The organism is Massilia sp. Se16.2.3, assembly GCF_014171595.1.
Lineage (GTDB): Bacteria > Pseudomonadota > Gammaproteobacteria > Burkholderiales > Burkholderiaceae_D > Telluria.
The window spans coordinates 1,180,254-1,206,709 of the sequence record NZ_CP050451.1; the positions used below are offsets into that span (position 1 = coordinate 1,180,254).

Consider the following 26,456-nt stretch of genomic DNA (forward strand, 5'->3'; position numbering starts at 1 on the left):
ATGCTCGTACAAGTCATGCCTGATGACCATAGCAAGTCGGTCCCACCCCTTCCCATCCCGAACAGGACCGTGAAACGACTTTGCGCCGATGATAGTGCTGCAACCAGTGTGAAAGTAGGTTATCGTCAGGCTAGTTATAAGAGAAAAACCCGCTGATTGCGATCAGCGGGTTTTTTTTCGTCTTGAACCCCCCCCGCCGGGTCAGGTCCGCACTGTGGACCCTCACCTCTGCGGGGTTTTTTGCGTTTGGGCGGCTGTTTTTCGTCCCCTGCATTGGCCTTGGCGGTCATGCTTCGCCATATGGGCTTGGCGGCTCGTCGTCCACTGGCCTCGATAAGCCGACACGAGAATCGGTAACGCTGGTACTGCGTCGACGGTGGACTATGGATCCGCCCGATTTATAACGAGCGTGCGCAACCAGCTCGTCCTAGCGCGCATCCTTCCCCTGTCCCCGCGCATTGCTGCGTGCATTCCCGCGTTTCCCCAGCAGTGCGTCAAGCCACCTGTTCCTGACAGCGCCGTCGACATCGACCGAGGTAGGCCATTCCACAGGCCATTCGATCGGAGGCAAGCCAAGGCGCGCAGCGTGCTCTTCAGCCTCATGATGGCACTGCACGATGCACGTCTGGCTGTGCAATCGATGCTCGAGGACATCGAAGCGCGCCATCATGTCGCGCTCGAAACCACGGGGCGTACCACCGCGGCCGACATTGCTGAAGCGGATGAATGCGTCGCGTGCAGAGGCCAGGTCGACGGCGGACGCAGCCGAACCCGTGCACATTCCGAAGAAAGCCTTGGACAGGGCGGGGAGCCAGTGCTGGCTCTGCGTGACGAGATGATCAAGCAGGCCGGCAATCGCGCCGTCGTCCAGCGGAGCCAGGAAAGACAGCGGGGAGTCGCGCTCGATTTGGACGACCAGGCGCTGCGCCGCGTCCTCTTCAACGGGCGCATCGGCGGGAAACAGCCAGCGCCGCTTCTCGGACGCTCCCGCAAGCGGCACCGACATGGTCTGGAACAACGCCGCATCGGCAGGGTTGGCGCCAGCCACGTAGAACACCGGGACCACGTCGAGCCACTCGCTGCGCGTGTGCGCGAACAGGAGCGCCTGGACGAACGGTCCCCGCATGCGCACCAGATCGCGTTCCGCATACAGGCGGAAGCCGGGCAGGACGAGCGGACAACCGCTTTGTTTTCCATATCCCGATAGATCGAACTCTGTTATCGCCATCTCGCACCTCCTCGCCGCCGCAATGGATGGTGTCGCTCGACATAGCGCGTGCGTATCGGACTGCAGCGTGGAACCCGTCACGCGCGATACGCCACGTCTACACAGCGTAGCCCAAGCGCGGGCGCGCGGACACTGACAGCTTTGATAGCCTTGACCTGCCTTTCACACCGTCCCTGCAGGCCGTGTGCGCAGACGGAGAAACGGTCTTGCACGGACGTAGGGGAACGCGCGCCGGGAAACGCGCGACCAGCCAGTCAGCTGCCGCGTTATGGATTGGCTGCGACAACGTCCTCAAACTCATACACGATGAGCGTGTCGTCGTTCCAGCTACTGTCGGCCAGCAGAGGGTAGTAAACGCGTTTGTTGGCAGGGTCGATCCGCAGGTTCAGCTTGCGCTCTCCGGAGACGAATGCAACGTTCGCAAGTGGTCGTGGCGCCTGGTAACGCAGACCCACCATTTTCGAACGGCACATGCCGCCGATCGCCGACAAGCTGTTGCGAGTCAGGAAAGGCATGTCCTCGCGATTGACCGCCCAGCCGATCTCGCACTCGAGCCGCAGGTCGCCCAGGCGGCGCGCGTTGTCAGGCACGCCCGGCGTATGGATATCGCCGCGCCAGCGCAGCACGCCCTTCGACTTGTTCGAAACGAGCTCGGCGTTGTCTTCCGCCGCGCCGGGCAAACGCGGCAGGATAAACGTGCCGTCGCCGGCGACCGGCAGCGGCACGTCGGTATTCTTGCCCGACAGTTTCAGCGTCACCGTGTCGAAGGCGATTTTCCTGGTGTCGGAGACGAGTTGAAACTTCAGCGGAGCCGCAGGGGCCAGCGAATGGAGTTTTTCGAATGCATCGAGACCTTTCAGCATCTGCCGATAAGGTTTAAGTTCGGGGTTTTTGACGCCACTGACTTCGACCACCTGTACGGCTTCGGTGGATGCGGGCGCAGCGTCGGTTTCCTGCGCAGAGGCGCCGGCCGAAGCCATCAGTGCGAGAAGCGAGAAGGTTGTCAGTTTCATTGGTACGCGATCCATATGACGATTGTAAGCAGATGAGACGATCGCGCGATGCACCTGTGCTCCACGCGGACGCCATCCGGAACATCAGCCCCCATCCGGAAGATCACGCACGAACAGGCGGAAGTTCTTCCACATGAACAGGCACGTAACCATCCCCAGGTAAGCCAATAACAGCGCAACGGCTGCGATCTTGAAAGTGATGAAGTCAGGGCTTTCCGCGATGATGCCGTACAGGTAAGCGCACTGCCTGAACAATACCAGGGCAAAACCACAGGTCGCCGCAAATAGTCCGTAACCATAGAGCACATCGGTCCAGGCACGCTCCTTGCGGACTGGCCACAGGCGCGGCTTCAGACGGAGATTGAAAAAGTCACGGATCAGCCAATAGCCGTCGGTATTCGGCAGCGGCGTCAGGCTGAAGATCGCGCCCAGGATGGCCATCGTCGCCGCCATCTGCACCTGCTGGGGCCCGAAGGCGAGCAGGCAGGCGCCGAAGCTACTCTGAAAGAGCGCGCCTGCCATGGCAACGACTGCCTTGCCGCGCTCGTCGGTCAGGCAAATGCTCGATACGTCCGCCGCCATCGCTGGCGTACCGCGGAAGGTCATGACCCGGATCGAGCCCGTGGCACCCGTCATCCTCAGGCAGGCGGTGGCATGGCCGAATTCATGGATCGTCATGCTCAGCAAGAGAACCGCAATCGTGATCGCGGCGTCGACGAAGGTCACTTGCATCGCCCAATGCGCGAAGTCGTGGATCCTTGCGAAATGGACGCCTGGCAGGCTGTAGAGTACCACCTGGAGCAGGACGAGAAACAACAGTCCAGGTGCCGAGAACAGCGGTCCCAGGGGACGCGCCAGCTGGCTGACAGTGCGCGAGGAGATACGCAGCCTGCGGGCGATACGGCGGCGCAAGTCCGGCGCTTGCGGCGTATCGCACACCAGGCCATGGGATGTCAAGGAGGCAAACATCTTTTCCGACACCTGTTCGCGTCCGAAAATCCGGTTGCGGTTCAAATCGGAAAAGGTCCGCATTTCGTCTGCGGTAAGGTTTTTCAATAACAAACGGCGGGTACCCTGACTGAGCACGGCGAACGTATCGCCGAGCGCTACATCATCGACGTCAAATTGATATAACGTAGTCGATTTCATTCTTGATTTCTTTTCCGAAGTGCGCGACGACCGCTGGATCGTCGCTGAACGTATCGATCCCGTCCTGGATGTTTTTGAATTGCAGTTTTGCCGGCACTTGCCACGCTTGCATGGTCCTGGTGTGCACGACATAACGCTGGTCCTGGACGCAGAACGTGACCGCACAATTCTGCGCCTGATCGAATTCGAAGAAGCGGTGGAACTGATGGAGGCGTTCGTATTCGGCCGGGTCCTCTTCGAGCGCCTGTCCAAAGGCCTGGAAAGCGGCAGGAAGATCCAGGTGGCCCGCGTTCTCGATCCTGAAATCCTTGCCTATTCTTTTCGTTATCAGGATTTCATAACCCGGATCGATCATCTCGAGCAAACGTCCCAGCGAGGAGTGTCCTTTGAAATGCCCGCCCTTGATCGGATAACGGACATCCGGCGGACTATCGAGCCGTGTCCATGGAATATCCAGCAGGAGAATGCCCGGTATCCCATCGTGGATGGCACGGCGCAAGGTTTTCACCATGCCGAGATTACTCTGGATGAATTCGAGCTGGAAGCCGTGCTGGACCGCCAGCTGCTTCAGGGAATTCCGATGGCCTTCCTGCTGCTCGCCGATCAGGCTATACACGACACCGGGCCCGCTGCGCTGCGCCATTGCCCGATAGAGCAGGGGATAAAGCGAGAAATGAAAGGATGCGAACATGCGGCCCGGCTGCGGCGCTTCCGGCCAGGGCATTTCTACCTGTGTTTGCCGAACGACATTCCGAACCATCTGGAGAGACTGGGCAAATTGACGCGCTGCCCAGTCTCTCGAGATCTCGAAAGACTCAACCGGGGTTTTTCCAAGATTAATTAAATTGGCAATCGCCAGTGCACGATTTAAATTACTCGTCTTCAACTCTACCTCAGCACCAGTTGGTCTATCGAACAATCAATTACGAAGCGTCGTATTCGCAGATGCAGCCGCAGACTTTTTCTTCGCGCATCGCGATTTCTTCGATGCTGATTGCGGTGGTGTCGGTTGCTTCAACAGCGGCAGCTTTTTCTTTGTCGGCGAAGATCGATGCGAATTTTTTCAGGGCGTCCATTTGGTATCCAGTAAAGAATTATAGAAAAAGAGCCAGACTATTTTCATAGCTGGCTCAATTTGTTTTATTAGAACATCGTGCTGCAGATGCAGATGCCTGCGTCTTCAGCCATTTCTTCGCGGCGGGTGATTTCCGAAATGTCCAGTGCGACGACTTCGGTGGTTTCTTGTTGTGCTTCGCCGTTCAGCTCGATTTGGTTCATTGTTTTCTCCAGTTTTTATAATGTGCCACCGGCTGGTGACTGCGTAAATATACGCGGGCCCTTTGCGCGATGTCAAACGATATTTAGACGGTAAAATGTCTCGTTACGCTCGGATATATTTTACGTTTTAATATATGCGAATGGCATGGCCGTTTATGTAAAGCGCATGGAATATTGCTCAATTAAAATATCGATTATTAATTCTGAATCTGATTTGTATAAAGTTTATTGAATGCTGTTGGCGGCGGCGATGACGAGGCCCGGAGGCACGCCATGCGCACGGTGTCGATGCGTGCAGCACAAATCTGCGGCGCCAAGCCGGACCTGGCGCAGCATTAGCCGCTAAAATAGCTTGATGCGCATCCTTATCGTCGAAGACCATCCCGACATCCTGGCGAACCTGTATGGTTTCCTGGAGCCGAAAGGCCACGTGCTCGACTCCGCGCGCAACGGCTATGCGGGCCTGGCGCTGGCGTCCGAAAACGAATACGACGTCATCGTCCTCGACCTCGGCCTGCCCGGCCTGAACGGCCTGGAGCTGTGCCAGAAACTGCGCAACGAATTGGCCAGCCGCACGCCGGTATTGATGCTGACGGCGCGCGACAGCCTCGCCGACAAAGTCGCCGGTTTCGACAGCGGCGCCGACGATTACCTGGTCAAGCCGTTTTCCCTCGTCGAGCTCGACGTGCGCCTGAAGGCGCTGGTGCGCCGCTCCGAGGGCCGTACCGCCGCCAGCAGCAAGCTGCGCGTCGGCGAACTCGTGTTCGATCCGGATACCCAGGAGGCGACCCGCGAAGGGCAGCCGATCACGCTCACCCGAACCGGTTACGTGCTGCTGCGCACGCTGATGGCCGCGTCGCCACGCATCGTCTCGCGCGAGACGCTCGAGCACGCCGTATGGGGCGACGACCGTCCCGACAGCGACGCCTTGCGTACGCACATCCACGCACTGCGCCAGGCCATCGACAAACCTTTTACCCACGCCATGCTGCGCACCGTCGCCGGCGTCGGTTACCGACTGGCGCTTCCCGATGCAGCCGGCTGATTCGCTGCGCAGGCGCATCGTCGTCGCCTTCATCTCCTTCGGGCTGGTGCTGTCGCTGTTCTTTGCCGCCATTGCGATCGTCGCGGTCGAGGGTATCGAAGTGCACCTTGTCGACAATCGGCTGGCCGAGGTGGCCCAGTGGGCATTGCCGCGCGAAGCCGCCGGTCTGGCGGTCGACCTGCCGGCCGGGCTGCGCTTCCACCGCGGCAATGCCATCCCCCGCTGCTGCGCGGCTTGCCGCCAGGCGTGGCCGAGGTCGACGTCGACGGGGTCGGCCTGCACGTGCTCAGCGGTAGCGATGCACGGGGCCCGTATGTCGTCGTCGACCACGAGAGCGATTACGAAAAGGTCGAGCTGGTCGTATATGCGATGTTCGCCGTCTGCTTCCTCGGCTTCGTGCTGCTGGCCGCGGCGCTCGGCGGCTATTTTGCGCGGCGGGTGGTGACCCCGATCAGCGAACTGGCCGATGCCGTCGCCCACGGCCGCAACGCGCTGCCGTCGACCGCGCGCAAGGATGAGCTCGGCATATTGGCGCGCGCGCTGGAAGCGCATACCGCCGAACTGCGTGCCTTCCTCGACCGCGAACGCTTCTTCACGGGCGACGTCAGCCACGAACTGCGCAGTCCGCTGACGGTGATCATGGGCGCGGCCGAGATCCCGGTGGCGAATGCGGCCGATGCCGCCACGCGCGCACCGGCAGAGCGCATCTACCGGGCGGCGCGCGACGCCGCCGAATGCGTGACCGTGTTGTTGCTGCTGGCGCGCGGGCCGGAACTCGGGCGCCTGGCGCCGGTGCAGGTCGATGCCATCGCCGCGCGCGAAGTAGAGCGCTACCGCGCGCTGGTTGCCGGCCGGCCGGTACGGATGCAGTACAGCGACGGCGCCCAGTTCAGCATCCAGGCGCCCGCCGAGCTGTGCGCCGCCGCCATCGGCAACCTGGTGCGCAATGCCTGCCAGTACACCGAGCAGGGCGAGGTCATCGTCGCGCTCGAGCCGGGACGTGTCATCGTCGAAGATACCGGCCCCGGCTTGCCCGCAGCCGTGCGCGACACGCTGGTCCAGGCGGGAAGCCACGCGGGGGTGCCGTCGCAGGGATCCGCCGGCACGGGCCTGGGCCTGTCGCTGGTGATGCGCATCTGCGAATACCTGAACGCCTCGCTCGATTACGAAGAGCGGCTTGGGGGCGGCAGCCGTTTTACCATCCGCTTCGCCGATTTCACGCCTTCTTAACACGGGGTTGATCCCCCGCTGACGTCCCTCATCCTATCCTGCCCAACAGGGTGGCCAGTTGCGGCCGCAACGTTTGGACGGATGGCAAAGTTGGACAAGTTCTTCGCTCGGCGCATCAATGCGCATTTCCTCACGCTGGTTGTGGCTTTGCTGTTGGCCACGTTCAGCAACATCAAGTTCTGGACGACCTTCGCGCAGGCCGCCGGCGGGCTGACGCTCGCCAGGCTGCCGCTGCTGGCAGGCGCGTTCGCGATCATCGTCCTGTTCTTCAATGCCTGCCTGACGCTGGCCAGCTTCCGCTTCGTCGCCAAGCCGGTGCTGATCGTGCTGGTGCTGACCGCCTCGGCCGCCAGCTATTTCATTGCCGCCTACGGCGTCGTCATCGACAAGGCAATGATCCAGAACGTGTTCGAGACGGACACGCGCGAAGCGGCCGAGCTGTTCAACTGGCACATGGTGCTGACCGTCGGCCTGCTCGGCGTGTTGCCGTCGATCCTGATTGCACGTGCACAGATCCGCTTCCCGCAAGGTGTGCGCGGTTTGCTGGGACGGGCCGGCATTGCCGGCGGCTCCCTGCTGGCGGCAGTGCTGCTGCTCGTGCTGCTGTTCAAAAGCCTGGCACCGGCCGTGCGCGAACACCGCGAGCTGCGCTTCCTGCTCACGCCCACCAATACCATCCAGGCCCTGCATGGCTACCTGCGCAACAAGTGGAGCACGCCCGTGGTGGTGGCGCCGCTAGGACGCGATGCGATCAAGGGGACGTCGTGGGCCGGACAGGCACGCAGGACGGTCACCGTGATCGTGGTTGGCGAGACGGCGCGTGCGATGAATTTCTCCCTCAACGGTTACAGCCGCGAGACCAATCCGCTGTTGTCGCGCCAACCCGGCCTGATCAATTTCTCGAACGTGAGTTCCTGCGGCACCGCAACCGCCGTGTCGGTTCCCTGCGTGTTCTCGGCACTCGGCCACGACCGCTTTTCGCAGGAAAAGGCGTCGAGCCAGGAGGGCTTGCTCGACGTGCTCAAGCATGCCGGCTTCGACGTCCTGTGGCGCGACAACAATTCCGGCTGCAAGGGCGTCTGCGACCGCGTCGCGTACCAGGACATGTCGCACCCGACAGCGGGCGACCCCTTCTGCGAAGGCGAGGAATGCCATGACGAGCGCCTGCTGGCCGGACTGCCCCAGCTGATCCGCAACAGCCATGGCGACCTGGTCATCGTGCTGCACCAGAAGGGCAGCCACGGTCCGGCTTATGCGCACCGCTATCCGCGGGGCTTCGGCCGCTTCGGTCCGGTATGCGACAGTAACGAGTTCGAGCAGTGCTCGCGCGAGTCGATCGCCGCGGCCTACGACAACACCATCCTGTACACCGATTATTTCCTCAGCAAGACCATCGACCTGCTGCGCGAGACGGCGCAGGATGCCGGCGTCGACACGGCGATGCTGTACTTCTCGGATCACGGCGAGTCGCTCGGCGAGAACAACATGTACCTGCACGGCGCGCCCTACATGTTCGCCCCCAGCGAACAGACCCGGGTGCCGATGATGCTGTGGATGTCCGACGGTTATACATCGCGCTTCGGCATCGACCGTACCTGCCTGATGGCGCGCCGTGACCAGCCGGTGTCGCACGATAACGTGTTCCATTCGGTGCTCGGCATGCTGGACGTGAACACGGCGGTGCTCAATCCCAAGCTGGACCTGTTCCGCGCCTGCACCCGGGGCAGCTGATGCGGCACACGGACCTGACCCAGGCGCCGGCGCTGCTCGGCGCGCGCCAAGTTGCGCGCCTGTGCGCCTGGCTGGCGCTGACTGCCCTTGTCATCCTCTGGATCGGCCGCTGCACCGACATCGACCTGATGCTGGCCGACGCGGTCTACGACACGGCGAACCACGTCTTCCCGTGGCGCCACGCCTGGTTGACCGATACCTTCAGCCACGTCATCCTGAAGGGTTTGCTAACGCTGGCGGCGGCCTATTTCATGCTGGCGGCGGCCTTCGACGCTTTCCGTCCACGCGCCGCGCGTGACGCCGCAAGCCGCCTGCGCCTGCGCGTGGTGGGACTGTCGGCGCTGCTGGTGCCGCTCGCGATCAGCGCACTCAAGCAGACAAGCGACGCGTATTGTCCGTGGGACCTGGCGCGCTACGGCGGCCATGCGCCTTACTTGCGGCTGTTCGATGCGCTGCCGCCCGGCGTGCTGCCCGGCCATTGCCTGCCTGCGGGACACGCTTCGAGCGCGCTATGGCTGGTGGCGCTGTGTGTCTACTGGCTGCCGGGCCGCCCGGGCGCGGCGGGAAAGGCTGCCCTGTGCGCGCTGGCCGCCGGGGGCATCGTCGGCTGGATGCAGCAGCTGCGTGGCGCGCACTTCCTGACCCACACCCTGTGGTCGGTCTGGATCGCCTGCGCCGTGGTGCTGCTGGTCGTGCTCGCACTGCAGTGGCAGCTGGGCTACCGGAGACAGGAAGCGCTGGCGCCCTTCATCGACGATCCGGTCGACGAAGCCGCGTGAGCCTGGCGCAAGGCCGCCATCGCGGCGTTGCGGGCGCGACCTGCCGCGTGAGTCTCTTGCCGCTGTCCCGAACGGCATCCCTTGCCCCGCAGGCCCTGCCTGTCTGCTGTGCCTACAGCGGCTGCAGGTTCGCTCCGCGCAGGCCGACCAGCAGGGCGCGGCCGTCGGGCTGCACCCGGAACTCGCCGTATTTGGCCGCTTCCCAACGCTTGGCTTCGCCTTCGGTGAAGTACCGGGCATCGGTGACCAGCATCGGGTGCCCGTGCTTGTACACCAGCTCGATCAGGATGTCGCCCGGTGCCAGTGCGCCGCCGTCGTGCAGTCGCAGTAGCCTGGCGACGCCGTTCGGGCCCACGCGCGCCACCACGTGACTTGCCCGCCGCGTGGCCTGGCCGTTGGCGCCGGGGAGCGAGAAATTGAGCCGCATGTAATCGCCCTGCATCAGCGAGCGCGGATCGACCGGTGCCAGCTCGACGAAGACGGGCGCGCCCTGGCTGATGAGCGCCTCTTTTTGCCAGATCGAGAAATTCACCACGGCGAGCACGGCCAACGTGGCGGCACCGATCAGCCAACGCTGGCGGCCTTCGCGCAGCGCCGGCACCGGCTCCGGCGACGTCGTTTCGCGAACCCGCTCGTGCGGAAGCGCGAAGCCGGCGATCAGCGCCAGCGCCGCCCCTGCCGCTGCCAGCAGCAGCGCCTTGTGCGCCAGCGGCCAGGCCAGCTGGTAGTAGAAGTGACCGAGCAGCCACAGGGCGCAGAGTCCGGCCAGCGACGCCAGCACGCGCCGGCCGCTCGTCAGGGGATACGATGCCGATCAGCGCCGTGGCGCCGAGCGCCGAGGAAAAGGCCGACAGGGCAGCCAGCACCAGGCAAACCGCCGCGAACGGGATGCTGCGCAGCACGGGCCAGCGCCATGCGGCCCAGGCCAGCGCGGCGACCGCGGCGGCGACGGAGACGCCGCGCCACAGGGTAAAGGTGGAGCCGGCATCGTGGAAGGAGCTGGCCGGGTCGACGGCGCCGCCCACCACGACGGCCAGGCTGGACAGGACGGCGAGCGAGCACAGCAGGGACACCGCAGCGCCGGACAACACGGCTTCGCTCATGGCAGCCGTGCCGATCAGGTGGCGCTGGCGGCTCCAGTGGCTGCCGGCACAGCCGAGCAGCCAGGATGCAGACGCGCCGTACAGGGCGGGCCAGAAATTCGGCCAGCCGCCGTGCAGCGAGGGTGCGAGTGCGGCAACCAGCAGCGCGCCGATCGCCACACCCCACAGCGTGCGCAGCCAGTTGCGCGGCGTGGCCCAGGCCAGTACGCAGGCGACCGCCAGCAGCACCGGCGTGATGTCCTTGCGTGACAGCAGATCGGGCAGGCCGGCGCCCAGCAACACCATGCCGGCGATCAGCAGCGGCAAGCAGAGCTGTTCAACGAACAGCGGCAGCGTTTTCACACGCAAGATCAGCACCGCGGCCACCAGCACGACCGCGCCGCCAATTGCCAGGCCGGCGTTCGAGCTTCCGCTGGCGACGACCGCGACCATGAACGCCACCAGCGGGATGGCCGCGAACCAGGCGCCGATACCGCTCATCACCAGTACCGGCCAGGGGCGGTGTGTATCGGCCTGCGTGCCGGCGGCGAAGATGCCGCGTTCCACGCCTTCGCGAACGAGATGGTCCATGCGCCTGCTCATGCCTGGTCCTCCGTACCGTGCTGCCTTGCCAGCGGCAGGATCAGCCAGACCGTGAGCGCCAGCAGGCCGGCGGCCACCAGGCCCAGCAGCAGCAGGACTCCGCTTCCTTGCGAACCGCTGCCGCTCAGCAGGGCGCGCATCAAGCCACCGTCGATCAGCACATTCAGGCCGAGCGCCGCGATGCACAGGCTCACCAGGTCGAACCACCGGCCCTTGTGGGTCAGCCAGGCCGCCGCCGCGAACAGCAGCAGCGCCGCCGGTAGTAGCCGCCCGGGGTGCGGCCGACCAGGTCGGTCACGCCGACCGCGCCGACGAGGAGCGCGGCCGACAATGTGGCCAGCCGCATCGACGCCGACCCCGCACCGGCGCGCGGCCCGAACACGGTCAGCAGGGCGGCCAGCGCGCAGGCGAGCAAGGCAGCGCAGGCCATCAGGAACAGCGCGGGCTCGAACCCGAACAGATCCAGCCGTCCGCCCCACAGGCCGAGCGCCGTCATCGCGACCAGGGTCCAGGCGCTCCAGACGCTGTCGGAACGGGCACCGAATGCCAGCGGCAACGCCAGGGCGGCCCGGGTAGCGAACAGCTGCCAGGCATCGGCACCGGTCTGGTAAGTCTGGCCGAAGAAGGCGAACAGGGCGCCGATGGCAAGCAGCGCCAGCAGGGCAAGCGGGACGCGCGCCGGACGCCACAGCGCTGCTCCGGCACAGGCACACACGGCCGCGCCTTCCAGCAAGCCGAACTGTCCTGTCCGCCCGAACGACTGCCAGTTGGCGGCAACGAAGAAGACCAGGCCCAGTCCGATCATCAGTGCCCCCAGCAACAGCAGCGCGCGGCGCAGTCGGCCGGCCAGGCCGCCAGGCTGGGCGTCGAAGGCGGCGAGCCGCCAGAGGGAGGCGAATGCGTCGGGACCGAGACGCTGCTGCGCCGCCAGTTCCAGTACCGCAAGGCGGGTTTTCATCATGGATGCTCCAGGGCGGCCAACGCCGCAACGAAGTTATGAGTCCGAATGGCGTACCGAAGTTGCGGTCGGCAGCGCAGTGGTTTGCGTCGCATCATCGCACGATCTTGTCCGTATTGCATCCTTTTATCTTTCTTTTGGGAAAGGATGACTTCCATGGACGAGCAAGCCGGACTGGCCAGGATGCTGATCGCCCCTTTGGGCCGCATCACCACGCAATACGAAGGAGCGATCCGCCCGCTGCTGGGGGAAGGCGGAACGGCGGCCCAGGGTGTCCTGGCCAACGACGAGGCGGTGCGCAAGGTGGCGCAGTTCTGCTACCCCTTGCTGCCCGGCCTGGTGCGCCTGGCGGTGAAGGAAAGTGCGTTTGTCGGCTTCGTGATGAGTAACCGCGAGCTGCTGCTGGCGCGCCTGGCAGGGCAGGCTGCGCGCGCTGCCTGATTATTGCGTGGCAACCGGCTCGGCCGTGGTCGCGGCGGCGCGGCCCGGCTGATGCTGTCGCCGTCGCGCCGGCGCAGTCGCCAGAAGATCACCGCCGACAAGATCGTCATCATCGCCAGCGCCCAGAAGCCGTGATGCAGGGCGCCGGTGACGAGCACCGGGTTCGTTTGCGGCACATGGCCGAGGAACCAGGCGGTCACGAGCGTACCGGTGGCCAGGCCGAAACTCATCGACAGCTGCTGGAAGGAACTCGAGATCGTGCTTGCCATGCTCGAATCCTTGGCGTCGATGTCGGCATAGGCCAGCGTATTCATGCTGGAAAATTGCAGCGAGTTGAAGAAGCCTTGCATCAGGCTGATGCAGACGATGAGGATCAGCGGCGTCTCACGCCCGACCAGCCCGAACAGGGCAATGGTGAGCCCGATGCACAGCGTATTGACCACCAGCACCTGGCGATAGCCGAAGCGTGCCAGCACTTTCGGCGCGATCAGTTTCATGCCCATGGCTGCTGCCGCCGACGGCATCATCAGCAAGCCCGACTGCCAGGCCGGCAAGCCGAGCCCGAGCTGGTAGAGCAGCGGCAACAGGAAGGGCAGGCCGCCAACCCCGAGGCGCGTGACAAAGCCACCGACGACCGAGATGCGGAAGGTCCTGACCCTGAGCAGATTCAGGCGCAGCAGCGGGAACTTGCTGCGCTCGGCGTGCCACGCGTAGGTACCGAGCAGGCCGAGGGACAGCGCCAGCAGCAAGGCCATGGTGACACCGCTCAGCGAGTGCTCGCCGAAAATCTCGAGCAGCCAGGACAGGATGGCGGTGCCGGAACTGAACAGGATCAGTCCGGGCACATCGAGCGGCCGGCGCTCGTCGCCATGGTAGTCCGGCATGTGACGCCAGACCAGGAACATGGCGATCAGGCCGAAGGGCACGTTGATGAAGAAGATGGCGCGCCAGGAAGTCAGGTGCACCATCAGGCCACCGACCGTTGGGCCCAGCAAGGGCCCGATCAGCGCCGGAATGATGACGAAATTCATCGCCCCCAGCAGTTCGTTCTTGGGGAACGTACGGACGATGGCCAAGCGGCCGACCGGCATCATCATCGCGCCGCCGAGTCCCTGCAACAGGCGCGCCGCCGTCATCATTTCCGCGTTGGGCGACAAGCCGCACAGCATGGACGCCAGGGTGAAGATGCCGATCGCAATGAGAAACACGCGCCGGGTGCCGAAGCGGTCGGCCATCCAGCCGCTGACGGGGATGCCGACGGCCAGGCCGAGGATGTAGCTGGTGACGACCGATTTCAGGCTCAGCGGCGTGACGCCGAGGCTGGCGGCGATGCTGGGAATGGCGGTGTTGACGACCGTGGCATCGAGCTGCTCCATGAACAGGGCAGTTGCAACCAGCCATGGCAGATAGGTCTTGATGGTGGAAGGATTCAATCGGCGCTCATCCAGTCCTGCGCGCACGGATGCGCGCGCTCTGCCGGATTGTTACATAAATTTATGCAGGCTGAATTCAAGGGGACGGCGCAAGGAAGCGCCGTCAATACAGGCGGCGCGCGCTGCCGTCCCGCGCATCAGAACTTGTAGCGTGCGCCGGCGACGAGGAAATTGACGCCGGTATTGGGGCGCTTGATGCTGGCGTTCGAGTAGTGCTGGAATTTCACAGTCAGGTCCCACTTGTTGGCGGTGACATAGCCGACACCGAAGTGGTCGCCGAACTGGAACGCGGTGGAGAGCCGGTCGTCGGCATTGCGGTACAGTTCCGAGAACAGGTTGGCGCCGATGCCGCCCTCGGCGTACCAGCCGAGGCCATCGTCGCGTCCGTAGCGCAGGACCGGCGTGAAGCCGATGACGGCGAGGTTCTGGTGCCGTCCCGCCTCATTGCGATAGGCGCTGCCGCGCCAGTAGGCGGCCGACACATCCCAGTAGCCGCCCAGGTGGCGGCCCTTCGAGGCCAGCCAACGCGCTTCCCAGTTCGACTGCAGCGCCACGCGCGCCAGGCGCACATGTTTGCCGCTGCCGAATTCGACAGATGCCGAGTCGATCAGGCCGTTATCGGCAGCGAATGCCGGACTTGCCGCCAGAACCGCCGCGCCAAGAAAGATGCCAATTCGTGTTTGGAGAGAGGACATAATTGCTTTCATGAGGTAGGCGCCAGTCCACGCTGGCACGTGCAATAATTGTACTATTGTTAATAAAACAAGGTCGCGCGCGCTCAATCGTGCGAGGGAACCACATGACACTTCCGGTTGTCGCATTTCTTGGCATTGGCCTGATGGGCCGGCCGATGGCGCTGCGCCTGGCCGCGGCCGGGTTCGCTCCCCGTGTCTGGAACCGCAGCCCCGCAAAGGCGGCCGCGCTCGCGGGTTCAGGCGCCGTACCCTGCGCCGACCTGGGGCAGGCGGTGACGGGCGCGGCGGTCGTGGTCTCGATGCTCGAGGCCGGCCCGGCGGTTGGCGCCACTATCGCCGCAGCCTTGCCTTCCCCGGCGCCCGGCGCCCTGTGGATCGACATGAGTTCCACCCGCCACGACGAAGCGCTGGCCTTCCATGCGCGCCTGGACGGGCACGGCATGCGCTTTCTCGACGCCCCGGTGTCGGGCGGGGTGGCCGGTGCCGAAGGCGGCACGCTGGCCATCATGGCCGGCGGCAGCCTGCACGATTTCAACGAAGCGCTGCCGCTGTTTGGTGCACTGGGCAGCGCGCGCCTGGTGAACCCGGCCGGCAGCGGGCAGGTGGCGAAGCTGTGCAACCAGCTCATTGTCGGCGCCACCATCCACATCGTGGCCGAGGCATTGTTGCTGGCGCAGGCGGCCGGCGCGGATCCGGCTGCCGTGCGCGAGGCGATCCGCGGCGGCTTCGCCGGCAGCCGCATCCTCGACCTGCATGGCCAGCGCATGCTGGAGCGGAATTTCGTGGCGGGCGGGCAGGTGAAGAGCCAACTGAAGGATTTGCACAACGTGCTCGCGGCGGCGGCCGAAGCCGGGCTGGCGTTGCCGCTGACAGCGGCGGCCACGCGCAGTTACGAGTCGATCGCGGACGAGTTGGGTGGCGCCGACCATGCGGCAGTGCTGCTGGCGCTGGAGCGGATCAATCCGGGGCAGAGATTGGGGGGCGGCGCCGACCAGTTGGCGTAGCAGCAGCCGGAACACGTTGCGCTGTTCGAAGGTACGAACACGTGGAGTCAGGACTCCACCCTACATACCGATCCTCGTCGGGTGGAGTCCTGACTCCACGCGGTATCGGAATATGCAGACCAGCCCGATCACATTGACCGGACCGTCTGTCCAGTACTTCAACCCGCCTTCAAGCCCATCTCGACGAGCCGCACCCAATAGCTCGCCCCGATCGGCAATAGCTGATCGTTAAAATCATAACTGCCATTGTGCAGCTGGCACGGCCCCAGCCCATGCCCGCCGGCGCGGTGGTCGCCGTCGCCATTGCCGATGAAAACATAGCACCCCGGCTTCGCCTGCAGCATGAAGGCGAAATCCTCCGCGCCCATGGTCGGTTCGACAGCGGTATTCACGTTCGCCTCGCCCACGACGGCACGCATCGCCTCGATCGCAAACGCGGTCTGCTCGGGATGGTTGATCAGCGGCGGATAATTGCGCTTGAAGCCAAACTCGACGCTCGCATTGAAGCCGGTCGCGATGCCCTGCGCCATCTCTTCCATGCGCCGCTGGACCAGGTCGAGCACGCTTGTCGAAAAAGTGCGCACCGTGCCGATCAACACAGCCTCGTCGGGAATGACATTGGTGGCGCTGCCCGCATGGATCTGCGTGATCGACAGCACCGCCGTCTCCAGGGGATTGCGTTCGCGCGAAATGATGGTCTGCCAGGCCTGCGCGATCTGCACCGCCACCATCACCGGATCGATGCCGCGGTGCGGTTGCGCCGCGTGCGCGCCCTTGCCCTTCACGACCACGCGGAACTCGTTACTCGATGCCATCATCGGACCGGGAATCACGCCAAAGCTGCCTTCCGGCAGGCCTGGCCAGTTATGCATGCCGTACACCGCGTCCATCGGGAACTTATCGAACAGGCCATCCTCGATCATGCGGCGTGCGCCGGCACCGCCTTCTTCGGCGGGTTGGAAAATGAGATACACCGTCCCATCAAAGTTGCGATGACGCGACAAATAGTGGGCTGCACCCAACAACATCGCAGTATGACCGTCATGCCCGCATGCATGCATCTTGCCGGGGTGGCGCGACGCATGGTCAAATGTGTTGAGTTCCTGCATGGGCAGTGCATCCATGTCGGCGCGCAGGCCGATGGCCCGGTTCGAGTTGCCATTCTTGATCATGCCAACCACGCCGGTCACGCCCAGCCCGCGCACGACGGGGATACCCCATTCGGTCAGGCGCGCGGCCACGACATCGGCGGTGCGCTGCTCTTCGTAGCTCAGTTCCGGGTGCGCGTGCAGGTCGCGGCGGATGGCTTCCAGTTCGGTCTGGAAAGCAAGGATCGGTTCGACGAGTCTCATTTTATTCTCCCTGTTTGCATGGGCTTTCATGCATGTAGAGCATCTAACAAAACCCTTATGACTGCGTTGCATCGTCTCGCCGTACTTTCGTACTGTCTTCGACAATGCGCGTTGCCTCAAGAGCCCAGCTCTCGAGGCTCCCAAGGGCTTTGTTAGACGCTCTCATAACATTGTAGCCCGCCTCATCATGCGAAATCCAGCCTTGGTCACCGGCCCCGGCGGAATCAGATAAAGTATTGGTTTATCGAAGTTTTTTCCGAGAATTGAATCCGATGTCCGTCACCCAAGTTCGCGCCACCTGCCCCCACGATTGTCCCGATACCTGCGCCTTGCTCGTTACCGTCGAAGACGGCGTGGCAACCGAGGTGCGTGGCGATCCGGAGCATCCGACCACGGCGGGCGTGCTGTGCACCAAGGTGTCGCGCTACGTCGAACGGACCTATTCTCCGGACCGGGTGCTGTATCCGATGCGCCGCGTCGGCAAGAAGGGCGAAGGCAAGTTCGAGCGCATCAGCTGGGATGCCGCACTCGATGAGATCGCCAATCGCCTGAAGCCGATCGCCGCGCGCGATCCGCAAGCGATTCTGCCCTACAGCTATTGCGGCACCATGGGCCTGGTCCAGGGCGAAGCGATGTCGATGCGCTTCTTTAACAAGCTGGGCGCGTCCCTGCTCGACCGCACGATTTGCGCCACGGCCGGCGCCACCGGCTACAAGTACACCGTCGGTGCTTCGATCGGTACCGACATGGAACAGTTCCAGGATGCGAAGCTGATCATCATCTGGGGCGGCAATCCGATCGCTTCGAACCTGCACTTCTGGATGCGCGCCCAGGAAGCCAAGCGCCGTGGCGCCAAGCTGATCGCGATCGATCCCTACCGCTCCCTCACGGCCGAGAAATGCCACCAGCACATTGCGCTCTTGCCCGGCACGGATGCCGCGCTGGCGCTGGGTTTGATGCATGTCCTTATCAATGAAGACCTGCTCGACCACGATTACATCGCCAACTACACCCTCGGTTTCGCGGAACTGAAAGCGCGTGCGCTGGAATGGACCCCGGAACGCACCGCCGAGACTTGCGGCATCACGGCCCAGGAAGTGACCGACCTGGCACGCCTGTACGGCGGCATGGCCAAGCGCGGCGAGCCGGTCGCGATCCGCTGCAACTATGGCGTGCAGCGTGCCCGCGGCGGCGGCATGGCCGTGCGCAACATGACCTGCCTGCCGGCGCTGGTCGGCGCCTGGCGCCATGCCGCTGGCGGCATCCAGTTGTCGACTTCCGGTTCGTTCCCGGCCAACCGCACGGCGCTGCAGCGCCCCGATCTGCTGGGCGAGCGCAAGCCGCGCACGATCAACATGACGACCATCGGCGACGACCTGCTGAAGGACGCCTCGCCGGAATTCGGCCCGAAGGTGGAAGCCGTCATCGTCTACAACGCGAACCCGCTGGCGATTGCCCCGGATTCGGCGAAGGTGCAGGCCGGCTTCGAGCGTGACGACCTGTTCACAGTAGTGCTGGAACATTTTCAAACCGACAGCGCGGACTATGCCGACATCCTGTTGCCGGCCACGACACAGCTCGAGCACGTCGATGCGCACCTGGCCTATGGCCACCTGTACATGATGGCGAACAACGCGGCGATTGCCCCGATGGGCGAAGCCAGGCCGAACACGGAGATCTTCCGCCTGCTGGCCGCGCGCATGGGCTTTACCGATTCCTGCTTCCTCGAAAGCGACGACGAACTGGCGGCGCAGGCCTTCGACAAACAACACGAGCGCGCGATCCACTTCGACTGGGAATCGCTGAAACAGAAGGGCTGGCAAAAGCTGAACATGCCGGACGCGCCCTTTGCGCAGGGCGGTTTCCCCACGCCTTCGGGCAAGTGCGAGTTCTATTCGAGCACAATGGCTCAGGATGGCCTGGATCCGCTGCCAACCTATATCGCACCCTACGAATCCGTGGCCTCGAATCCGACGTTGGCGAAGAAATATCCGCTCGCAATGATTTCTCCGCCAGCACGGAACTTCCTTAACTCAACCTTTGTCAATGTACAGAGTTTGCGTGCAACCGAGGGCGAGCCGCACCTCGACATCCACCCGATTGACGCCGCCCCGCGCGGCATCGCTCACGGTGACATGGCACGTATTTTCAACGATCGCGGCTCCTTCGTTGCCAAGGCGCGCGTGACCGAGAAAGCGCGACCGGGCCTCGTGGTGGGTTTGTCGATCTGGTGGAAGAAGCTGGCCACCGACGGCAAGAATGCCAACGAAGTCACCAGCCAGCGCCTGACCGACATGGGACGGGCGCCCACTTTCTACGACACCCTGGTGCAGGTCGAAAAGGCCGCGCCCCCTCACGGACATGAAGAAACTCACCTCTAGACTCCCCCGCTTTTTCCGGCACGCGCTGATCCTCGGCGCTGCCGCCGGAATGCTTGCCAGTTGTTCTACTCTGAATTACTACTCCCAGGCCGCCCAGGGCCAGCTCGAACTCCTCTCCGACGCCAAGCCAATCGACGACTGGCTGGCCGATCCCGCCACGAATACCTCCCTGCGCCACCGCCTCGAGGCCGCGCGCCAGATCCGCCGCTTCGCCGTCCAGCAGATGGGTTTGCCGGACAACGGCAGCTACAAGAACTACGCCGCCCTGAAGCGCCCCTACGTGTTGTGGAACGTGGTCGCCACGCCCGAGCTGTCGCTGAAACCCCTGCAGTGGTGTTTCCCCGTAGCCGGCTGCGTCAACTACCGCGGCTACTACAGCAAGGAAGACGCGCAAGCCTACGCAAAGCAATTGCGCGCCGAAGGCCGCGACGTCGAAGTCGGGGGCGTGAGCGCCTATTCGACCCTGGGCTGGTTCAGCGACCCGCTCATTTCCACCTTCATCAATTATCCTGACGCCGAACTGGCACGCCTGATCTTCCACGAACTGGCGCACCAGATGAGCTATGTGCCGGGTGACTCGCGTTTCAACGAGTCCTTTGCCAGCGCGGTCGAGGAAGAGGGCGTCGAGCTGTGGCTGGAGCGCTTCGGCAATCCACAGATGCGAGACGGCTACGCGCGCTACACGGCGCGGCGCAAGGACTTCCTGGCGCTGCTGCTCAAATACCGCAAGGAGCTCGAGCTGGCCTACGCCTCGCCGCTGGACGACGCGCACAAGCGCGTCGAGAAAACGCGCTTGTTCGCCGCCCTGAAGGACGAGTACCAGGTGCTGAAAGTGAACTGGGGCGGCTATGCCGGCTACGACCGCTTCTTCGCCGAGCCGCTGTCGAACGCCCACCTGGCCTCGATCGCCACCTATAACGACTACGTGCCGGCCTTCCGCGCGATGCTGCGCGGCGAGAAGAATTTCGGCGCTTTCTACAGCAAGGTGAACCGCCTGGCCAAGCTCGAGAAGGCCGAGCGCCAGCGCGCGCTGAAGCTCTACGACGTGCCAACCGCACCCGCCACTTTCATGGTGCAACGCACCAATGGAGCGCTGCGGTAGAGGGCCTGTTCCAATCGCGCCAAAAGCGCTTGCGTATGCGAGCGCTGCCCGATAGCATCACAATCAGCAATAGCAAAGGCGCAAGCGTCTGCGCGCGCCTGTACGCTGCATGCCATGGCGCCAATCGCGTTGCGAGGGGAGCCATGGACGATAACGATTCTATTGGAGACAGAGGCACCTGATGGACAAAATTTGGCTGAAGTCGTATCCCCCTGGTGTACCTGCCGAGATCAATCCCGACCAGTACACCTCGCTCGTCCACATGCTGGAAGAGTCCTTCCAGAAGTACGCGCAGAACAACGCCTACGTGTGCATGGACAAGTTCCTGACCTATGCCGAGCTCGACTCCTGCTCGAAGCGCCTGGCAGCCTGGCTGCAAAGCCGCGGCATGGCCAAGGGCGCGCGCGTGGCGGTGATGATGCCGAATGTCCTTCAATACCCGATCGCGATCGCCGCCATCCTGCGTGCCGGCTACACGGTCGTCAACGTCAATCCGCTGTACACCCCGCGCGAACTCGAACACCAGCTGAAGGACTCGGGCAGCGAAGCGATCATCGTGCTGGAAAACTTCGCCAGCACGGTGCAGCAGGTGCTGAAGAACACCCCGGTGCGCCACGTGGTCGTGGCCAGCATGGGCGAAATGCTCGGCGCGGCCAAGGGCATGCTCGTCAACTTCGTCGTCCGCAACGTCAAGAAAATGGTGCCGGACTTCGCGCTGCCGAACATGGTGCGCTTCAAGGACGCGCTGGCGCAGGGCGCGAAAATGCCGTTCACGGCGCCGACCATCGTGTCCAGCGACGTCGCCTTCCTCCAGTACACCGGCGGCACCACCGGCGTGTCGAAGGGCGCCACCCTCACGCACCGCAACGTCATCGCCAACGTGCTGCAGACCGAAGCCTGGGCCGAACCCGCCACCTCGCAGCCGCCGCTGGTCGACTTCCAGACCATCGTCTGCGCGCTGCCGCTGTACCACATCTTCGCGCTGACGGCCTGTGCGCTGTGGGGCATGCGCGTCGGTGCCCTGAACATCCTGATCCCGAATCCGCGCGACATCCCCGGCTTCATCAAGGAACTGGGCAAGTACAAGATCACGATGCTGCCGGCCGTGAATACGCTCTACAACGCCCTCGTGAACCACCCGGATTTCGCCAGCGTGGACTTTTCGCACCTGAAGACGGCGAATGGCGGCGGGATGGCCGTACAACAGGCAGTTAATGACAAGTGGAAACAAATAACCGGGAAGAGTATCATCGAGGGTTACGGCTTGTCGGAAACCTCGCCGGTCGCCACCTGCAACCGCGCGGACGAGCAGGGCTTCACCGGCGGCATTGGCTTGCCAATCCCGTCGACCGATATCGCCATCCTCGATGACGCCGGCAATCCGGTGGAACTCGGTCAGCCGGGCGAGATCGCCATCCGCGGCCCGCAGGTGATGGCCGGCTACTGGAACCGCCCGGACGAAACGGCGAAAGTCATGACGCCCGACGGCTTCTTCAAGTCGGGCGACGTCGGCATCATGGACGAGCGCGGCTACGTGAAGATCGTCGACCGCAAGAAGGACATGATCCTGGTCTCGGGCTTCAATGTGTACCCGAACGAGCTCGAAGGCGTGATTGCCGCGCACCCGGGCGTGCTCGAATGCGCCGTGGTCGGCGTGCCGGACGAGCATTCGGGCGAGGCGGTGAAGGTCTTCGTGGTCAAGAAGGACCCGAACCTGACCGAAGCGGCGCTGATGGACTATTGCAAGGCGCAGTTCACCGGCTACAAGAAACCGAAGTACATCGAGTTCCGCGACGAACTGCCGAAGACGAATGTCGGCAAGATCCTGCGGCGCGCGCTGCGCGACGAACAGCAGCAGAAACAGAAGCAAGCAGCTTGATGCGCCGCAGGCGCGCAGGCTGAACCGGCCGCCCGGCTTTTTCGGGCGGCTTTGCATTTTATTGGACACAGCATTCAGGAAGGCAGGCAACAGATGGACAAGTTTTGGCTCAAGTCGTACCAGGCGGGCGTACCGGCGGAGATCGACCCGACGCAGTACCGCTCCCTGACCCATTTGCTGGAAGAATCCTTCCGCAAGTACGCAGGCCAGGACGCTTTTGCCTGCATGGACAAGCGCATTACCTATGCCGACCTCGACCGCCTGTCGGCGCAGATGGCGGCCTGGCTGCAAAGCCGCGGCCTGCAGCCGGGCGCGCGCGTGGCGATCATGCTGCCGAACGTGCTGCAATATCCGGTGGCGATGGCTGCGGCCCTGCGCGCCGGCTACACCATCGTCAACGTCAACCCGCTCTACACCCCGCGCGAACTGCAGCACCAACTGAACGACTCCGGCGCCGAAGCGCTGGTGGTGCTGGAAAACTTCGCCAATACGGTGGAGCAGGTGATCGCCAACACCCCGGCCCTGAAGCACATCATCGTCGGCAGCATGGGCGACATGCTGGGCACGGTGAAAGGTACCATCGTCAACTTCGTCGTCCGTAAAGTGAAGAAGATGGTGCCGAGCTGGTCGCTGCCCGGCGCGGTCTCCTTCAACAAGGTGCTGGCCGACGGCGCGCGCCTGTCCTTCAAGCCGGTCACGCAAGGCCACGACGACATCGCCTTCCTGCAGTACACCGGCGGCACCACCGGCGTGTCCAAGGGCGCCGTGCTGCTGCACCGGAACATCCTGGCCAACCTGCTGCAGAACGAAGCCTGGTTTTCGCCGTCCCTGGTACGCCAGCCGGCGGGCCAGCAGCTGCAGTTCGCCTGCGCGCTGCCGCTGTACCACATCTATGCGCTGACGGTCTGCGGCCTGCTCGGCATGCGCCTCGGCGCCATGAACCTCCTGATCCCGAACCCGCGCGACATGGACGGCTTCATCAAGGAGCTCGGCAAATACAAGATCAACGTCTTCCCGGCGGTGAACACCCTGTACAACGGCCTGATCAACCACCCGGAATTCGCCAAGCTCGACCATTCCACTTACCTGGTCTGCCCGGCTGGCGGCATGGCGGCGCAAAAAGTCGTGGCCGACAAGTGGCTGCAACTGACCGGCGTGCCCATCGTCGAGGGCTATGGCCTGTCGGAAGCCTCGCCGGTGGTCACCGGTAACCGCTGCGACATCACCGAATTCACCGGCACCATCGGCCTGCCCTTCCCGTCGACCGAAGTGGCGATCCTCGATGAGCAGGACCAGCCGGTCCCCTTCGGCCAGTCCGGAGAAATCGCCGTGCGCGGCCCGCAAGTGATGGCCGGCTACTGGAAGCGCGACGACGAGACGGCGAAAGTCATGACCGCCAGCGGCTTCCTCAAGACGGGCGACATCGGCATCATGGACGAGAAGGGCTATACCCGCATCGTCGACCGGAAGAAGGACATGATCCTGGTCTCGGGCTTCAATGTGTACCCCAACGAAGTCGAAAACGTGGTTGCTTCGCATCCGGGCGTGCTGGAAGTGGCCTGCGTCGGCGTGCCGGATAAACACTCGGGCGAAGCCGTCAAGCTGTACGTGGTCAAGAAGGACCCGGCGCTGACCGCCGAGACGCTGATGGACTTCTGCAAGGAAGAGCTGACCGGCTACAAGCGCCCGCGCCAGATCGAGTTCCGCGAGACGCTGCCGAAAACCAACGTCGGCAAGATCCTGCGCCGCGAGTTGCGCGACGAGAAGCAGAGCGCCTGACGCATATCCCGCCTGTACAGGCACAAACGCCCGACTGACCCTGGCCTTGCGGCGCCGGGTTGGTCGGGCGTTTTTCTTTGGCTAAGAGCCTATCCCGGTAGTCCGGAGTCGCTGCTGGCGCGCCTGACAAACGCGTGCTGCGTTGCTCGTCGTTGCATGGCCAGCCATGCGGCCTCCTCGCGCCTTGCCCGCGCTTGCCATGCATCGCCACCAGCTTTCCCCGGACTACCGGGATAGGCTCTAAGTACTCGACCGAAAATAAATGGGAATTTTGGCAAACAGAACTGGATGCGGTGCAAGGCGGCGAGCGCGCCGCAGTGCGAGCACTAAAAGCGCGAACCGACGCAGCAACGCGCTGGTTCTGGAAGCCAAAAACACATCTATTTTTGGGTGAGTACTTAGAACCTATCCCAGTAGGAGATGAGTCGTTGCTGACGCGCCTGACAAGCAGATGCTGCGTTGCTCGTCGTTGCATGGCTCGCCATGCGGCCTTCTCGCGCCTTGCCTCTGCTTGCCATGCATCGTCATCAACTTCCCCCTCCCTACTGGGACAGGTTCTTAGTGCTGTGTATCCTCGAAACGGAGGGCCACAGCAGGACTGCGCCTACGCCGCGACGGGCGATTGGACGTATTCCTCTGTAGCGCTCGGCGAAAGCCGGCGGGGCGATTGAGAGGTATCATTTTTGCATGGCTCGCCAGGCTCGGGCGAGTCTGATCGATTGCAGAAGGAGAACCACCATGCGCGCTTTGATCATAATGGCAGCCAGCGTCATCGGCTTGCTTGGATGCTCGACCCCGGAACAACAGGCAATGAAGCAGCAGGCTGAAATGGACCGCATGATCGCTGAATATGGACCGGCATGCAGCCAGCTGGGCTATGGAATGAACACCGATCCCTGGCGCAATTGCGTCGTCCAGCTGGCGGCAAAGAACGGTGACGGCCGTGGACGCGTCTCGACCTCCATCTTCGGCAGCTTCGGCAGCTGGGGTGGCTCCGGCGTCGGCATTGGCATCGGCGTCGGGCGCTAGCCTTAAGGCCTGAACAGACACCAGCGCAACACGGCGCTCACGCGCGGGCGATGCGTACCGATCGATTGTCCAGCGCAAACGAGGCAAGCCTTGCCTGTCCCGAGCGCGCGTCGCGTACATCGTCGAGCGCCATGAAATGCACTTGGCTTGTCTCGGGGGTGATTTCCAGCAGCATATAGCCGCGCCGGTCGCTCCTTCCGTACAGCATGTGCGGATTGCGCTCGACATTTTCCTGGGTGCGCGCCTGTGGCCGCGAACTCGAGGTCACCGAAGTACCGCAGAATTCGGGCGCAAGCACGGGATTGGCTTTTGAGACCGGCCGCGTGAAATCGCGCCGCAATTCGCTCGCATAAAACGTGTGGACGTCTCCCGCCAGCACCAGCGGATTGCCCGCGCCGCTGTTCACCAGCGTGTCAAGCAGGCGCCGGCGCGCGAGCGGATAGCCATCCCAGCCATCGGTCCAGAAGCGGCCATCCTCGGCCGAGCGTACTGGCACGCCGCTCGACTGCGCCAGCGGCGTCTGCTGCGCCAGGATGTTCCAGCGCGCGCGTGAAGTCGACAAGCCCTGGACCAGCCAGGCTTCCTGTTCCTCTCCCAGCATCGTGCGGCGCGGGTCGCGCAGTTCCGCGCAGGCGCGCGCCAGCACGACGTTGGAACCGCCGCGGCCCGGTTTCGGGCAGGCGAGGGGAGAGCGGTACTGCCGGTCGTCGAGCACGTGAAAGCGCGCCAGCCGTCCCCAGTCATAGCGCTGGTACATGCGCATGCTCTTGAGGCCGGCGCGGAGTGGTGGCAGGCGCAGCGGCATGTGCTCATAGAAGGCCTGATAAGCGGCGGCGCGGCGGGCGGCGAAGTCGCTTGATAAACGCTCGTCGATGTCTCCCGCGTAGTCGTTGGCCACCTCGTGGTCGTCCCAGGTGACGATCCAGGGGGCGGCATGGTGGGCCGCCTGCAGATCCCGGTCGGTCTTGTATTGCGCATAGCGCGCACGGTACTGGTCCAGCGTGAACGACTCGCTGGTCCTGATCGCACGGGCCGGATGCTGCAGCTGGTACGGCCCCCACTCATAGATGTAGTCACCCAGGAAGGCGACCAGGTCGGGTGCTGCCTGCGCGATGTGGCGGTGCGCCGCATAGTGGCCGAATTCCCAGTGCTGGCAGGACGCCACCGCCAGCTTCAGGCGCCTCGGCAGCATGTCCGGCGCGGGCGCGGTACGCGTGCGGCCGACCGGGCTGACCGCTTCGCCCAGCATGAAGCGGTACCAGTAC

At 63.8% G+C, this 26,456-nt stretch carries 23 protein-coding genes, 1 rRNA gene and 1 pseudogene; 11 read left to right on the plus strand and 14 right to left on the minus strand.

Annotated elements, in window-relative coordinates; genetic code table 11:
- Positions 1–18 precede the first annotated feature (18 nt).
- Positions 19–131, plus strand: a 5S ribosomal RNA gene (gene rrf / locus G4G31_RS05460).
- 296 nt (positions 132–427) lie between these two features.
- Here the strand turns inward: rrf and G4G31_RS05465 are convergent.
- The 6 genes from G4G31_RS05465 to G4G31_RS27445 all read right to left on the minus strand — a co-directional run bounded on the left by G4G31_RS05465 (position 428) and on the right by G4G31_RS27445 (position 4,668).
- A complete protein-coding gene (locus G4G31_RS05465) occupies positions 428–1,228 on the minus strand; it encodes a hypothetical protein (protein WP_182990608.1) in 801 nt (266 codons plus the stop codon).
- A gap of 266 nt (positions 1,229–1,494) precedes the next feature.
- Complete coding sequence (locus tag G4G31_RS05470; protein WP_182990609.1) at positions 1,495–2,241, minus strand: hypothetical protein; 747 nt, start codon at positions 2,239–2,241, stop codon at positions 1,495–1,497.
- A gap of 84 nt (positions 2,242–2,325) precedes the next feature.
- Entirely contained in the window at positions 2,326–3,390 is a 1,065-nt protein-coding gene (locus G4G31_RS05475) for a hypothetical protein (protein WP_182990610.1), read from the minus strand.
- On the minus strand, positions 3,362–4,276 hold the full coding sequence (locus tag G4G31_RS05480) for a hypothetical protein (RefSeq protein WP_182990611.1): 915 nt from the start codon (positions 4,274–4,276) through the stop codon (positions 3,362–3,364). Before G4G31_RS05480 ends, G4G31_RS05475 begins: the two co-directional genes overlap by 29 nt.
- A 37-nt stretch (positions 4,277–4,313) precedes the next feature.
- Positions 4,314–4,466, minus strand: coding sequence for a hypothetical protein (locus G4G31_RS05485; protein WP_182990612.1), 153 nt, complete (start codon positions 4,464–4,466; stop codon positions 4,314–4,316).
- A 67-nt stretch (positions 4,467–4,533) separates the two neighbouring features.
- The gene (locus G4G31_RS27445) at positions 4,534–4,668 is read right to left on the minus strand and encodes a hypothetical protein (RefSeq protein ID WP_267873657.1); all 135 of its coding nucleotides are present in this window, start codon (positions 4,666–4,668) and stop codon (positions 4,534–4,536) included.
- Between the two features lie 355 nt (positions 4,669–5,023).
- Between G4G31_RS27445 and G4G31_RS05490 the strand changes: the two genes are divergently transcribed.
- From G4G31_RS05490 to G4G31_RS05505, 4 genes are all read left to right on the plus strand, one after another.
- Entirely contained in the window at positions 5,024–5,713 is a 690-nt protein-coding gene (locus G4G31_RS05490; RefSeq protein WP_182990613.1) for a response regulator transcription factor, read from the plus strand.
- Positions 5,714–5,947: 234 nt separating this feature from the next.
- Positions 5,948–6,943, plus strand: a complete 996-nt coding sequence (locus G4G31_RS05495) for a HAMP domain-containing sensor histidine kinase (RefSeq protein WP_308622132.1) — start codon at positions 5,948–5,950, stop codon at positions 6,941–6,943.
- Between the two features lie 90 nt (positions 6,944–7,033).
- The gene (locus G4G31_RS05500) at positions 7,034–8,674 is read left to right on the plus strand and encodes a phosphoethanolamine transferase (RefSeq protein WP_229425394.1); all 1,641 of its coding nucleotides are present in this window, start codon (positions 7,034–7,036) and stop codon (positions 8,672–8,674) included.
- Positions 8,674–9,453, plus strand: coding sequence for a phosphatase PAP2 family protein (locus G4G31_RS05505; RefSeq protein WP_182990615.1), 780 nt, complete (start codon positions 8,674–8,676; stop codon positions 9,451–9,453). The genes G4G31_RS05500 and G4G31_RS05505 overlap by 1 nt, the downstream gene beginning before the upstream one ends.
- A gap of 112 nt (positions 9,454–9,565) precedes the next feature.
- Here G4G31_RS05505 and G4G31_RS27450 read toward each other — a convergent pair whose 3' ends face one another.
- The 6 genes and pseudogenes from G4G31_RS27450 to G4G31_RS05535 all read right to left on the minus strand — a co-directional run bounded on the left by G4G31_RS27450 (position 9,566) and on the right by G4G31_RS05535 (position 14,665).
- Positions 9,566–10,234: a GDYXXLXY domain-containing protein gene (locus G4G31_RS27450; protein WP_182990616.1), complete on the minus strand. Its 669-nt coding sequence runs from the start codon at positions 10,232–10,234 to the stop codon at positions 9,566–9,568.
- Positions 10,235–10,319: 85 nt separating this feature from the next.
- Positions 10,320–11,138, minus strand: a pseudogene (locus G4G31_RS28880) (DUF4401 domain-containing protein); the annotation flags it as partial.
- A complete protein-coding gene (locus G4G31_RS05520) occupies positions 11,135–11,332 on the minus strand; it encodes a hypothetical protein (RefSeq protein WP_182990617.1) in 198 nt (65 codons plus the stop codon). The gene G4G31_RS05520 and the pseudogene G4G31_RS28880, both read right to left, overlap by 4 nt.
- Positions 11,333–11,358: 26 nt before the next feature.
- On the minus strand, positions 11,359–12,096 hold the full coding sequence (locus G4G31_RS05525; RefSeq protein ID WP_210283925.1) for a DUF2157 domain-containing protein: 738 nt from the start codon (positions 12,094–12,096) through the stop codon (positions 11,359–11,361).
- Between the two features lie 317 nt (positions 12,097–12,413).
- On the minus strand, positions 12,414–13,913 hold the full coding sequence (locus tag G4G31_RS05530) for an MFS transporter (protein ID WP_202033745.1): 1,500 nt from the start codon (positions 13,911–13,913) through the stop codon (positions 12,414–12,416).
- Between the two features lie 194 nt (positions 13,914–14,107).
- The gene (locus G4G31_RS05535) at positions 14,108–14,665 is read right to left on the minus strand and encodes an acyloxyacyl hydrolase (protein ID WP_182990620.1); all 558 of its coding nucleotides are present in this window, start codon (positions 14,663–14,665) and stop codon (positions 14,108–14,110) included.
- Positions 14,666–14,769: 104 nt separating this feature from the next.
- Here G4G31_RS05535 and G4G31_RS05540 point away from each other — a divergent pair, with 104 nt between their 5' ends.
- On the plus strand, positions 14,770–15,669 hold the full coding sequence (locus G4G31_RS05540) for an NAD(P)-dependent oxidoreductase (protein ID WP_182990621.1): 900 nt from the start codon (positions 14,770–14,772) through the stop codon (positions 15,667–15,669).
- Positions 15,670–15,827: 158 nt separating this feature from the next.
- Here the strand turns inward: G4G31_RS05540 and G4G31_RS05545 are convergent, their stop codons facing one another.
- The gene (locus tag G4G31_RS05545) at positions 15,828–17,021 is read right to left on the minus strand and encodes a M20 aminoacylase family protein (protein WP_182991687.1); all 1,194 of its coding nucleotides are present in this window, start codon (positions 17,019–17,021) and stop codon (positions 15,828–15,830) included.
- Between the two features lie 272 nt (positions 17,022–17,293).
- On the opposite strand from G4G31_RS05545, the gene G4G31_RS05550 reads away from it, so the two are divergent.
- The 5 genes from G4G31_RS05550 to G4G31_RS05570 all read left to right on the plus strand — a co-directional run bounded on the left by G4G31_RS05550 (position 17,294) and on the right by G4G31_RS05570 (position 25,191).
- Complete coding sequence (locus tag G4G31_RS05550) at positions 17,294–19,402, plus strand: molybdopterin-dependent oxidoreductase (RefSeq protein ID WP_182990622.1); 2,109 nt, start codon at positions 17,294–17,296, stop codon at positions 19,400–19,402.
- Positions 19,383–20,504, plus strand: a complete 1,122-nt coding sequence (locus G4G31_RS05555; RefSeq protein WP_182990623.1) for an aminopeptidase — start codon at positions 19,383–19,385, stop codon at positions 20,502–20,504. The genes G4G31_RS05550 and G4G31_RS05555 overlap by 20 nt, the downstream gene beginning before the upstream one ends.
- Positions 20,505–20,685: 181 nt before the next feature.
- Positions 20,686–22,383, plus strand: a complete 1,698-nt coding sequence (locus G4G31_RS05560; RefSeq protein ID WP_182990624.1) for a long-chain-fatty-acid--CoA ligase — start codon at positions 20,686–20,688, stop codon at positions 22,381–22,383.
- Positions 22,384–22,476: 93 nt separating this feature from the next.
- Complete coding sequence (locus G4G31_RS05565) at positions 22,477–24,162, plus strand: long-chain-fatty-acid--CoA ligase (RefSeq protein ID WP_182990625.1); 1,686 nt, start codon at positions 22,477–22,479, stop codon at positions 24,160–24,162.
- Between the two features lie 738 nt (positions 24,163–24,900).
- Positions 24,901–25,191: a hypothetical protein gene (locus tag G4G31_RS05570; RefSeq protein ID WP_182990626.1), complete on the plus strand. Its 291-nt coding sequence runs from the start codon at positions 24,901–24,903 to the stop codon at positions 25,189–25,191.
- A 37-nt stretch (positions 25,192–25,228) separates the two neighbouring features.
- Here the strand turns inward: G4G31_RS05570 and G4G31_RS05575 are convergent, their stop codons facing one another.
- Positions 25,229–26,440 (minus strand): alkaline phosphatase D family protein, encoded by a 1,212-nt coding sequence (locus G4G31_RS05575; RefSeq protein ID WP_308622163.1) that lies wholly within the window; start codon positions 26,438–26,440, stop codon positions 25,229–25,231.
- Positions 26,441–26,456 lie beyond the last annotated feature (16 nt).